General features: G+C 45.7%; 9 protein-coding genes. 5 read left to right on the top strand and 4 right to left on the bottom strand.

Annotation, left to right across the window (positions count from 1 at the left end; genetic code table 11):
* Positions 1-72 precede the first annotated feature (72 nt).
* Positions 73-822, bottom strand: coding sequence for an amino acid ABC transporter substrate-binding protein (locus ACED46_RS07250; RefSeq protein ID WP_009848135.1), 750 nt, complete (start codon positions 820-822; stop codon positions 73-75).
* 311 nt (positions 823-1133) lie between these two features.
* Here ACED46_RS07250 and dnaA point away from each other — a divergent pair, with 311 nt between their 5' ends.
* The 4 genes from dnaA to gyrB all read left to right on the top strand — a co-directional run bounded on the left by dnaA (position 1134) and on the right by gyrB (position 7305).
* Complete coding sequence (gene dnaA / locus ACED46_RS07245) at positions 1134-2555, top strand: chromosomal replication initiator protein DnaA (RefSeq protein WP_017058808.1); 1422 nt, start codon at positions 1134-1136, stop codon at positions 2553-2555.
* An 81-nt stretch (positions 2556-2636) separates the two neighbouring features.
* On the top strand, positions 2637-3737 hold the full coding sequence (gene dnaN, locus ACED46_RS07240; protein ID WP_017058809.1) for a DNA polymerase III subunit beta: 1101 nt from the start codon (positions 2637-2639) through the stop codon (positions 3735-3737).
* A 53-nt stretch (positions 3738-3790) separates the two neighbouring features.
* Positions 3791-4870, top strand: coding sequence for a DNA replication/repair protein RecF (gene recF, locus ACED46_RS07235; protein WP_017058810.1), 1080 nt, complete (start codon positions 3791-3793; stop codon positions 4868-4870).
* A gap of 17 nt (positions 4871-4887) precedes the next feature.
* Positions 4888-7305 (top strand): DNA topoisomerase (ATP-hydrolyzing) subunit B, encoded by a 2418-nt coding sequence (gyrB, locus tag ACED46_RS07230; RefSeq protein WP_017058811.1) that lies wholly within the window; start codon positions 4888-4890, stop codon positions 7303-7305.
* A gap of 239 nt (positions 7306-7544) precedes the next feature.
* On the opposite strand, the gene ACED46_RS07225 is transcribed toward gyrB, so the two are convergent.
* Positions 7545-7667, bottom strand: coding sequence for a hypothetical protein (locus tag ACED46_RS07225; protein WP_267869012.1), 123 nt, complete (start codon positions 7665-7667; stop codon positions 7545-7547).
* Between the two features lie 142 nt (positions 7668-7809).
* On the opposite strand from ACED46_RS07225, the gene ACED46_RS07220 reads away from it, so the two are divergent.
* Positions 7810-8244, top strand: a complete 435-nt coding sequence (locus ACED46_RS07220) for an Hsp20 family protein (RefSeq protein WP_009848140.1) — start codon at positions 7810-7812, stop codon at positions 8242-8244.
* A 106-nt stretch (positions 8245-8350) separates the two neighbouring features.
* On the opposite strand, the gene ACED46_RS07215 is transcribed toward ACED46_RS07220, so the two are convergent.
* Both ACED46_RS07215 and ACED46_RS07210 read right to left on the bottom strand, forming a co-directional pair.
* The gene (locus tag ACED46_RS07215) at positions 8351-9601 is read right to left on the bottom strand and encodes a valine--pyruvate transaminase (RefSeq protein ID WP_017058812.1); all 1251 of its coding nucleotides are present in this window, start codon (positions 9599-9601) and stop codon (positions 8351-8353) included.
* Between the two features lie 254 nt (positions 9602-9855).
* Positions 9856-11943, bottom strand: coding sequence for an alpha-amylase (locus ACED46_RS07210; RefSeq protein ID WP_017058813.1), 2088 nt, complete (start codon positions 11941-11943; stop codon positions 9856-9858).
* Positions 11944-11971 lie beyond the last annotated feature (28 nt).

Raw genomic sequence — 11971 nt, 5'->3', positions numbered from 1 at the left:
TTAATCAGTGCACAAAAGCAAAAAGCCCACCGCTGTATAAAGCAGTGGGCCTTGAATGGAGAAAGTGAGTAATTACTTCTGAGTAATGTCCGCACCAAACCATTTCTGAGAGATACTTTCTAGCGTACCATCTGCGCGCATTGCTGCTAATGCTTCATTTACTTCTGCTTGCAGTTTTTTGCCGTTATCGTTGTCGACGAAAGGCCAAGCGTTTTCAATTGTTTCGAATGGCTGACCTGCTAGTTGTAATGGTAGACCAGTCTTCTTGATAAGCTCTAGTGCTGATAGGCGATCCATTACGAATGCATCGGCACGACCCAGTGCCACGTCATGTTCAATACCTGTATCGTAGGTTTTTACATTGATCTTGCCATCTTTGTCGTAGCTGCGAAGCAGTTGTTCAAAGTTTGAGCCTAGGTTTACCGCAACCGTCTTGCCATCAAGGTCTTCGATGCCTTTAATGCTGTCATTACCTTTACGAACGGTAATTTGTGCGCCGTCTACTACGTATGGGTCTGCGAATAGGTATTTCGCTTTACGTGCATCCGTCATTGTAATTTGGTTTGAAATGGTATCGATGCGACCCGTTTCAAGAAGACCAAACAGACCAGAGAAGTTTGCCGTTACGTATTCAACCTTGTAATCGTTACGCTTACCGATCTCATCCCATAAATCCACTTCAAAACCCTGTAGCTGGTCTTGTTTAACGAACGTAAACGGGAAATAGCGACCAGACATGCCGACTTTAACTTCAGTCGCAGCTTGAACAGTAGCAGCAGAGAGTGCGATAGCCGCAATTGCAGCCTTAATCCAGTTATTCATTTGGTAACTCCTTATATTTATGGGTTTGGATGTTACTGGGAAAATGCTCACTAGAATAAATAACCAGATGTTATTAACCATAACCAGATTGAATTCCCGATTTGGGGATAACTAGCAAGGATCCGGGCATAAGTGGATCATTGTGTGAGTAAATTAGGGGCAAGATGTGTGGATCCACCGATAAATTACAAATTTATTGTGAATAACTTGGATCTTATTCACTGGATCTGTGATCAATTGCTGGTGATCTGACTTATCAACAGGTAAAATTAGCGGTCATTTCATATTACTTTAAATAGAGTGAGGGCACCGTGTCATCTTCGCTTTGGTTGCAGTGTTTGCAACAGCTTCAAGAAGAGTTACCAGCTACAGAATTCAGTATGTGGGTTCGTCCGTTACAAGCGGAACTCAATGACAATACTCTAACTCTATTTGCACCGAACCGTTTCGTACTCGATTGGGTTCGTGATAAGTATCTAAATAGCATTAACCGTCTGCTGCAAGAATATTGCGGTAACGATATCCCACATCTTCATTTTGAAGTGGGAAGCAAGCGTGTGATTGCACCAAAGCCTGCGACACCGACACCAACTCAGACTCGCACTGCAGCTGATGTGGCCGCTGAGTCATCAGCACCTGCGCAATTACAAGCTCGCAAACCTGTCCATAATATCTGGCGTGATGAAGAGCCTGTCGCGGTTGACTTGAATCACCGCTCAAACGTGAACCCAAAACATAAGTTCAATAACTTTGTTGAAGGTAAGTCGAACCAACTCGGTTTGGCTGCGGCACGTCAGGTTTCTGATAACCCAGGTACAGCCTACAACCCGTTGTTCCTATACGGCGGCACTGGTTTAGGTAAAACGCACTTGTTGCATGCGGTGGGTAACGCCATTGTTGATAATAAGCCGAATGCGAAAGTGGTTTACATGCACTCAGAGCGTTTTGTTCAGGATATGGTAAAGGCTCTGCAAAACAACGCGATCGAAGAATTTAAGCGCTACTACCGTAGTGTTGATGCATTGCTTATCGATGACATCCAATTCTTTGCTAATAAAGAGCGTTCTCAAGAAGAGTTCTTCCATACCTTTAACGCGCTGCTTGAAGGCAATCAACAGATCATCCTAACGTCTGACCGTTATCCAAAAGAGATCAACGGGGTAGAAGATCGTCTTAAATCTCGTTTCGGCTGGGGTTTGACGGTAGCGATTGAGCCACCAGAGCTTGAGACACGTGTTGCGATCTTGATGAAGAAAGCCGAAGACCACCAAATTCACCTTGCGGATGAAGTGGCGTTCTTTATTGCCAAGCGTCTACGCTCTAACGTTCGTGAACTGGAAGGCGCATTGAACCGTGTTATTGCGAATGCAAACTTCACTGGCCGCCCGATCACGATCGACTTCGTGCGTGAAGCACTGCGTGACCTACTTGCACTGCAAGAAAAACTGGTCACTATTGATAACATTCAAAAGACAGTAGCCGAGTACTACAAAATCAAAGTCGCTGATCTATTGTCTAAGCGTCGTTCTCGTTCTGTTGCTCGTCCACGTCAATTGGCGATGGCACTGGCGAAAGAGCTAACAAACCACAGCTTGCCTGAGATTGGCGATGCATTCGGTGGTCGTGACCACACGACGGTACTGCATGCTTGTCGTAAGATTGCTCAGCTGCGTGAAGAGAGCCACGACATTAAAGAAGATTATTCGAACTTGATTCGTACCCTTTCTTCTTAATACACAGTATTCTTAACCTTAATAAGCAGAATCTTGGCCACGTACTATTACGCAGTGCCATTTAGACCGTAAGAGCAAGATATGAAATTTACCATTGAACGTAGTCACCTGATTAAGCCATTACAACAAGTATCTGGCGCACTCGGTGGCAGGCCAACGCTTCCAATTCTAGGAAACCTACTGATTAAAGTAGAAGATAACGTGTTGTCGATGACAGCGACGGATCTAGAAGTTGAACTGATCAGCCGTGTAACGCTTGAAGGTGATTTCGAAGCGGGTAGCATTACCGTACCTTCACGTAAATTCCTAGATATCTGCCGTGGATTGCCAGATAACTCAGTGATCACGGTGGTATTGGATGGTGACCGTATTCAGGTTCGCTCTGGTCGTAGCCGCTTCTCTTTAGCAACATTACCTGCGGCAGATTTTCCAAATATTGAAGACTGGAGCAGTGAAGTTGAAGTGTCAGTGACACAAGCTGAACTTCGCGGTCTTATCGAGAAAACACAATTCTCAATGGCGAACCAAGATGTTCGTTACTACCTCAACGGTATGTTGTTTGAGATTGAAGGCTCTATCCTGCGCAGCGTAGCGACCGATGGTCACCGTATGGCAGTATCTCAAGCACAACTGGGTGCGGATTTTGCTCAGAAGCAGATCATTGTTCCTCGTAAAGGTGTTCAAGAGTTAGTGAAGCTATTGGATGCACCTGAACAGCCAGTAACACTGCAAATTGGTAACTCTAACGTGCGAGCTGAAGTGAACAACTATGTCTTCACTTCTAAGCTGGTTGATGGTCGTTTCCCTGATTATCGCCGCGTAATGCCGCAAAATACCACCAAGACACTTGAAGCTGGCTGTGATGAATTACGTTCAGCATTTTCTCGTGCTGCGATTCTATCGAATGAAAAATTCCGTGGTGTTCGCGTTAACCTTGCGGATAGCGAGATGCGCATTACCGCGAACAACCCAGAGCAAGAAGAAGCAGAAGAAGTACTCGATGTTAACTTCGACGGTGACGCGCTAGAGATTGGCTTCAACGTAAGCTACGTATTGGATGTTCTGAACACACTGCGTTGTGAACAGGTTCGCATCTCAATGTCAGACGCCAATGCGAGTGCTCTTATCGAGAACGCACAAGATGACAGCGCGATGTACGTTGTTATGCCAATTCGCTTATAAGCAGCCCTATGTTGACCTACCGAGTCGTGATTGAAGATTAATATGAAGACGTTATGCCTTTATCGCGCTTAATCGTTAAGCAGTTTAGAAATATTGAAGCCTGTGACATTCAACCGTCATCAGGCTTTAACTTTCTTATAGGGGCTAACGGAAGCGGCAAAACCAGTGTCCTTGAAGCTGTGTATCTGCTCGGACATGGTCGCTCATTCAAGAGTTCACTTACCGGTCGTATCATACAAAACGAGTGTAGTGAGCTGTTTGTACATGGCCGTTTTATGACCTCGGATCAATTTGAGCTGCCAATTGGCATTAATAAGCAGCGCGATGGCACGACAGAGGTTAAAATAAGCGGTCAAACTGGGCAAAAGTTGGCTCAGTTAGCTCAAGTCTTACCTTTGCAGTTGATTCACCCTGAAGGGTTTGATTTACTAACCGATGGACCTAAGCATCGCCGAGCATTCATTGATTGGGGAGTCTTCCACAGTGAGTCGGGCTTTTATGATGCGTGGGGCAGGGTAAAGCGCCTCAATAAGCAGCGAAACGCCTTATTGAAAACGGCAACGCACTATCGAGAGCTGAGCTATTGGGACCAAGAATTGGCCCGTTTAGCAGAAAGCATCAGTCAGTGGCGTGCCACCTACGTTGATCAGCTCAAAGAAGTCGCCGAAGAAATCTGTGCGACCTTCCTTCCTGAGTTTGAGATAAAGATTAACTACTATCGTGGCTGGGACAAAGACACCCCGTACGCCGATATATTAGAAAAGAATTTTGAAAGGGATCAGCAGCTTGGTTACACCTTTAGTGGGCCAAACAAAGCGGATCTGAAGATAAAAGTGAACGGCACTCCAGTGGAAGATGTCTTGTCACGAGGTCAATTGAAGTTGATGGTGTGCGCGCTACGAGTAGCACAAGGGCAACACCTCACTCAAATGACAGGTAAGCAGTGCATCTATTTGATAGATGACTTCGCTTCCGAATTAGATAGCCAACGCCGAGCACGTCTTGCTGAGTGTTTAAAGGCGACCCAGGCTCAAGTTTTTGTAAGCTCTATTACCGCTGATCAGATTGCAGATATGCATGACGAAAATAGCAGGATGTTTCATGTGGAACATGGCAAAATAGAGCAAGGATAATTAGTCAGAGAGTAACTATGTCAGATAATTACGATTCATCGAGTATTAAAGTACTGAAGGGTCTGGATGCGGTACGTAAGCGTCCTGGAATGTACATTGGCGACACGGATGATGGTACCGGTCTGCACCACATGGTTTTTGAGGTGGTAGATAACTCTATTGATGAAGCGCTAGCTGGTCACTGTAATGACATCATTGTAACTATCCATGAAGATAGTTCTGTGTCTGTGAGCGATGACGGCCGTGGTATTCCAACAGAATTGCACCCAGAAGAAAACGTATCTGCAGCCGAAGTAATCATGACGGTTCTTCACGCTGGTGGTAAGTTCGATGATAACTCGTACAAGGTATCTGGTGGTCTGCACGGTGTTGGTGTTTCAGTAGTTAACGCACTTTCTAAGCAAGTTACTCTTACTATCCACCGCGGTGGCAAAATCCACACTCAAACCTACAGCCACGGTGAGCCTCAAGCGCCACTAGCGGTTATCGGTGACACGGATAAAACAGGTACAGAGATTCGTTTCTGGCCGAGTGAAGAAACCTTCACTAACATCGAGTTCCATTACGACATTTTAGCTAAGCGTCTACGTGAGCTATCATTCTTGAACTCAGGTGTATCAATTAAGCTAATTGACGAGCGCGAAGAAGACAAAATGGATCACTTCGAATACGAAGGCGGTATCCAAGCGTTTGTTGAACACCTTAATACTAACAAAACGCCAATCATCCAAAAAATCTTCCACTTTAACTCTGAGCGCGAAGACGGTATTACCGTTGAAGTTGCGATGCAGTGGAATGACGGCTACCAAGAAAACATCTACTGTTTCACCAACAACATCCCTCAACGCGATGGTGGTGCTCACTTAGCAGGTTTCCGTGCGGCGCTAACGCGTACTCTGAACAGCTTCATGGACAAGGAAGGCTTCTCTAAGAAAGCGAAGACTGCGACCTCTGGTGATGATGCTCGTGAAGGTCTGACGGCGATTGTTTCTGTTAAAGTGCCTGATCCTAAGTTCTCAAGCCAAACTAAAGATAAGCTGGTTTCTTCAGAAGTGAAGTCTGCCGTTGAATCTACAATGGGTGAGAAGTTGTCTGAGTTCCTTATTGAGAACCCAGGTGAAGCGAAAACAGTTTGTTCTAAAATTATTGATGCAGCACGTGCTCGTGATGCAGCGCGTAAAGCTCGTGAAATGACTCGTCGTAAAGGCGCATTAGATTTAGCGGGTCTTCCTGGTAAGCTTGCTGACTGTCAGGAAAAAGATCCTGCACTGTCTGAACTATATATTGTGGAAGGAGACTCTGCTGGCGGTTCAGCTAAGCAGGGGCGTAACCGTAAGAACCAAGCAATCCTACCGCTGAAAGGTAAAATCCTTAACGTAGAGAAAGCACGTTTCGATAAAATGCTGTCTTCTCAAGAAGTAGCAACGCTAATCACCGCTCTTGGTTGTGGTATTGGTCGTGACGAATACAACCCAGATAAACTGCGTTACCACAACATCATCATCATGACCGATGCCGATGTCGATGGTTCTCACATCCGTACCCTGCTACTGACGTTCTTCTACCGTCAAATGCCAGAGCTGATTGAACGTGGCTACATCTACATTGCTCAACCGCCACTTTACAAAGTGAAGAAAGGTAAGCAAGAGCAGTACATTAAAGATGAAGATGCGATGAACCAGTATCAAGTATCTTTGGCTTTAGACAACGCAGAACTGCACGTAAACCCTGAAGCGCCAGCATTTGCAGGTGAAGGTTTAGAGAAGCTTGTTCAGCAATACAATGCAGGCATCAAGCTTGTTGATCGTATGAGCCGCCGTTACCCACGCGCATTGGTTCACGAACTGATTTACGTTCCTCGTCTAACGGCCGAGCAGTGTCATGATGACGCGGCAGTTGAAGCTTGGGGTAAGCAGCTTGTTGAACAGCTAAACGCGAAAGAAGTAGGTGCAAGCCAATACAGCCTTGAAGTTGAAAAACACGAAGAGCTAGGCTTAAGCGTTCCTAAGATTGTGGTTCGTACTCATGGTGTGACTCATGAACACCTACTAAGCATCGATCTTATTAACTCTAAAGAGTTTGGTAAGCTAGCGGATCTTTCTGAAGCTCTTGATGGCTTGATTGAAGAAGGCGCTTACATTAAGCGTGGTGAGCGTACTCAAGAAGTTTCTAGCTTCGTTGATGCTCTGAACTGGTTAGTGAAAGAGTCTCGTCGTGGTCTAAGCCTACAGCGATACAAAGGTCTAGGTGAGATGAACCCTGATCAACTTTGGGAAACCACGATGGATCCTGAAACTCGCCGTATGATGCAAGTAACAATTGAAGACGCTGTTGGTGCTGATTTGTTGTTTACGACGCTAATGGGTGACCAAGTTGAACCTCGTCGTAACTTCATCGAAGAGAATGCACTGAAAGTAGCAAACCTAGACGTTTAGTCTCTTTGATACTTCGCTCTTTGGCTTAATTTCTGTGTCAGAGGTGCTCACATACATTCGTATGCTCCGCGCCCCTTCCTTGAACTAAAGCCAAATAGCTTCGTCTCAAAAAACTAAAATCATTTTAAAGCACTATCCTTTGGATGGTGCTTTTTTATGTTTGTAAGATATTGAAAAATATTGAGTTGCAAAAATAATTGAAAATAACCCCTTGAAACTATTTTGCTCAATCCATATATCTATTTGTGAAGAGGATGACTGTCTTGCTCTACAAGAGAAGAAACAGAACCTTCATTACCGCTAACGAAGTATCGCTCAATAGAGGATAACTTTGGCAGCACACAACTTAAAAATTGATTCATTGCCATGTCCCAGCGTTGTCGCCAATAGAGGTGAAACCCGAGGAATGCGAATTGAATCTCTTAGCTGTTTACTGGGTCACACACAGGTTAGATCCAAGTAAAATTCGCAGCTAAGACTATTGCTTACTAAAAGGATAGCATTATGAGAACTGTAGATTTCACTCCACTTTACCGCAACGCAATCGGCTTCGATCGTCTATTCAACATGATGGAAGCGAATACATCGAAGAACTCTTCTGGCGGTTACCCTCCATACAACATCGAGCAAAAAGACGAGAACAACTACCGTATTACTATGGCAGTCGCTGGTTTTGCTGATGACCAATTAGATCTGACTCAGAAAGAGAACATGCTAATTGTGAAAGGTGAGCGTAAAGCAGAAGCAGAGAAAACCTTCGTATACCAAGGTATCGCAGAGCGCGATTTCGAGCGTAAATTCCAACTGGCTGACTACGTAAAAGTGGTAGGTGCAAGCATGGAAAATGGTCTTCTTCACATCGACCTCGAACGCGAAATCCCAGAAGCGATGCAACCACGTAAGATTGCTATCAATGGTAATAGTTTACTAGAAGGCTAATTACTGTTAGCTCCTTAGAGCTAAAAAATATCGGGAAGTAAAAGTGAAAGAGCACCTAATGAGGTGCTCTTTTTGTATTTGACCTGCGGTAAGCTAAAAGCTCTTATTACTGCTCTGAGTAAGCCTTTTTCACTTCTTCAGCAATGATAGCAATGCCTTTCTGCATCGCCTCATCATCTTGCACGTAGTTCATACGTAGACATTGATGGGCATGATCCCACTCGTCTTCTTGGCCGATAAAGAAGTATTCACCCGGAACAATCAATACGCCGCGAGCTTTAAGGCGGTCGTACAGTTCCATTGTGGTGATCGGCAGCTCATCAAACCATAGCCATAAGAAGATAGCGCCTTCAGGCTTGTGAATACGGAAGCGAGGGTCGTCGATAGCGTCTTGTAACAGTTCAACTGCACGTAGTGACTTATCTTTATAGAAAGGTTTGATTACCTCGCTACTTAAGCGCAGTAAATCGCCTTTTTCAATCATGTGATTGGCAATTGCAGGGCCAACACTGTTTGGCGCTAAGCTAATGATGCCATTCATGTTGGTCAATGCTTGTGTTACTTCTTCACTCGCAATTACGATACCGCAACGCACACCCGGCAAACCAAGCTTAGAAAGGCTCATGCACAGAATCGTATTTTCATTCCAGAGCGGTTCGACATCTTCAAAGATGATGTTAGGAAACGGCAGGCCGTAAGCATTGTCGATCAGCAGTGGGATGTTGTTTTCACGCGCCAGTTTATCCAGTTTACGCACTTCTTCGTCGGTCAGTACGTTACCCGTTGGGTTGGTTGGACGAGATGCACAGATAGCCGCGACTGAGTCATCAACCTTTAGTTGTTCAAAATCAACGTGGTATTTAAACTGACGGTTTTCTAGCAGTTCGATCTCTGGGTGGTAAGAGATAAAAATATCGTCATCAATACCCGCGTCGCCGTAGCCGATGTATTCCGGTGCGATCGGCAGTAGGATTTTCTTATGTGAGCCGTCAGGCTGTTGGCCTGCTAGCAGGTTGAATAGGTAGAAGAAGCCACTTTGACTGCCATTAGTCAGGCTGATGTTCTTCTCGCTGATGTCCCAACCGTAGGTCTCTTTCAGCATTGCCGCTAACGATTTGATGAAGCTGTCTTTACCCTGCGGACCATCGTAGTTGGCGAGGGCGGCGATGAGTTCTCCACTGGCGAGCATGTCGGCACTGGCTTGGTTAAAGTAATCGAGCATGGCAGGGATAGCGGCTGGGTTGCCACCACCGAGCATGATAGCGCCAGGAGTGCGCAGGCCATCATTCAAATCATCCATTAAACGAGTGATTCCAGAGTATCGATTAAACTTTTCGCCAAACTTAGAGAACTGCATTACTAATTTTACCTAATTCATTGTGATTGCTTGTTACGTGTCATTAAGGCAGACCTTATGTCTGCCATCAGTGTATTCCTTGAACATACCGCAATGTTTTTGCGACGCATAGCGCCAAATGCTCTAACACGTAAAAAATTTCTATAAAGTTTGGTTAATGAGTGACAGCTTGCTTATTGAACGTACCTTTAGCGATAAAAAAAGGAGAAGCCTAAGCTTCCCCTTTAGTTTCTGGTGTTTATGTTAATGAAGGTTTAGTTCGAACCGGTATAAACGACTAATACCTTGTCATCTTGGTATTGGCGTTCGAACGCATAGTAGCCCTTGCTGTTACGGATGATGTGCTTACCCTGAGCAACGGCTGGGTGGCGTTGGCGGAATTGGCCAAGCGCTTGCCAGTGTTCTAGCAGCTCTGCACGTTCGCCAGTGATTTGATCCCAAGGCATGTCTGAGCGTGTGCCTTGCATTGGATCAGACCCCGTTGGGCCAAAGTCTCGGGCGATTTCATCGCCGTAATAGATCTGTACCGCACCGGGAGCCAGCATCAACGCGTTTGCAGCTTTGGTTTGTTTTGCAAAGTCACTGCCATGTTGTGTCCAGAATAGCGAGGTGTCGTGAGACGAAAGGTAACTCAGTACGTTGAACTCGCTGTCGTTGTTGATCTTCTCTGCGTATCGAAGGTAATCAGCATCAAGATCGGATAGGCACTTGAGCGCCTTTGGTGCGATATCACTCTGGAATTCAAAGTTGATGATCGAATCAAATCCGTTAGCGAAGTAATCTGATTTGACCACGCTGTGTGCCCATACTTCGCCAGTCATCCAGAAGGGTAAGTCATCCAAGGCCTTGTCTGGGTTGTTCTGTTTCCACTCGGCAAGTGCCTGGTTGGTGCTCTCTTTCAGTTCTGCCCATGCTTCGAGTTCAACGTGTTTAGCGGTATCGACCCTGAAACCATCGACACCATATTCGCGCACCCAATCCGATAACCAAGTGATTAAATGGTTACGAGGTGTTTTGAGTTCATCGGTCGCGCTGGTGGACTTATTGCGATAGAAATTAGGCAGCCCGATTGTCTCTGTCGACTCTGTTTTGAAATCGGGCAGATGCGCCAAAGACATGGTGAGGTTATTGTAGCCCGGAGAGTCATAGGCGCCGATATCGCTGCGTAGCCAAGCTTTGCCCCACCACTTTTCCCACGCTTCTTTGTCGCTGTAAGAGATGTAGTTGTTGAAGTAGTGCCAGTTCTGACCTTTGGCAGGTTGCCAATCTGTCCAGTTTTCGCCAAGTGTTTGTTTGGCTTCTTCGTCAGTTAGGTTGAGCTTACCAAAATCAAACTCTTGCATGTCGGCAAGCGTCGCATAGCCGGTGTGGTTCATTACCACATCCCAAACAACACGAATGCCTTTGCTATGCGCGGTATCGATGAAGGTTTTTAGCTCGTCTTCGGTGCCCATGTTGTCATCGAGCTTGGTCCAATCTTGATGGTAGTAGCCGTGGTAGCCGTAGTGTTTGAAGTCACCTCGATCACCGCCGCCAACCCAGCCGTGGATTTGCTCTAACGGAGACGTTATCCAGATAGCATTAGCACCGAGTGATTCTATGTAATCGAGTTTTTCGGTTAAGCCTGCCAAGTCACCACCGTGGAAGGTGCCGATTTCGTCTTGTCCATCTTGGCTGCGACCGTAACTGTTGTCGTTATCAGGATTACCATTGTGGAAACGGTCAGTCATTACGAAGTAAACCGTGGCGTTATCCCAACTAAAGTCAGCTTTGGTTTCTGGTTCTACTTTCTCAAGCAGCAGAACACCTTGGCTATTTTCTGCTGGCTGCATGGTGACGCTGCCATTCGTTACTGTGACTTGTTTGCCTGAAAGAGCGTCTCTAACCACGGTGCCATCATCAAAGGTTTGAGCAACGTCGATGATGGTTGGTTCGTCACTAGGAACCGGACAAGCAAAGCTTTGTACTTGTTGTTGCTTCGGCTTTATCTGAACGGTCAGTTCATTGGTTTGTGGGTTGAGCATAAACTGATAGGTGTTAGCGCGAAAGATCTTGATATCTAATTCAGACTTCTCGGCGCAGTCGTCTAGGCGAAGGGGTTTATTGAATTTGATGCGGTTTTCTTCAGCCAGCGCATAGTTGGTGCCACAGGTATTTTGAGTATCGCTGATAGAGAAGGTATAGCTACCTTTCGCGAGTTCCTGTTCTGCAATCACGGTGCCTTTACCGGATGATTCGAATACGACAGTGTCGTTATCAATTGTCAGTAATAGGTTGTTGTCACTGGTTTGGCTGCATGCGCTGAGTGCGAGTATTGAAAGCGCGAGTACTGTTTTTTTCATTGTTCCCTTCCCCTGAATAAACAGGTCA

The sequence above is a fragment of the Vibrio sp. 1S139 genome, from assembly GCF_041439475.1.
GTDB classification, from domain to species: domain Bacteria; phylum Pseudomonadota; class Gammaproteobacteria; order Enterobacterales; family Vibrionaceae; genus Vibrio; species Vibrio crassostreae_C.
Note: the sequence above shows the minus strand (reverse complement) of the source record. Positions and strands in the feature narration are given on the sequence as shown.

Bases quoted from the DNA above. Each gene is read 5' to 3' on its own strand.
- ACED46_RS07250 (WP_009848135.1), bottom strand. From the start codon at position 822: ATGAATAACTGGATTAAGGCTGCAATTGCGGCTATCGCACTCTCTGCT.
- ACED46_RS07220 (WP_009848140.1), top strand. From the start codon at position 7,810: ATGAGAACTGTAGATTTCACTCCACTTTACCGCAACGCAATCGGCTTC.
- ACED46_RS07210 (WP_017058813.1), bottom strand. From the start codon at position 11,943: ATGAAAAAAACAGTACTCGCGCTTTCAATACTCGCACTCAGCGCATGC.
- ACED46_RS07215 (WP_017058812.1), bottom strand. From the start codon at position 9,601: ATGCAGTTCTCTAAGTTTGGCGAAAAGTTTAATCGATACTCTGGAATC.
- recF (WP_017058810.1), top strand. From the start codon at position 3,791: ATGCCTTTATCGCGCTTAATCGTTAAGCAGTTTAGAAATATTGAAGCC.
- gyrB (WP_017058811.1), top strand. From the start codon at position 4,888: ATGTCAGATAATTACGATTCATCGAGTATTAAAGTACTGAAGGGTCTG.
- ACED46_RS07225 (WP_267869012.1), bottom strand. From the start codon at position 7,667: ATGAATCAATTTTTAAGTTGTGTGCTGCCAAAGTTATCCTCTATTGAG.
- dnaN (WP_017058809.1), top strand. From the start codon at position 2,637: ATGAAATTTACCATTGAACGTAGTCACCTGATTAAGCCATTACAACAA.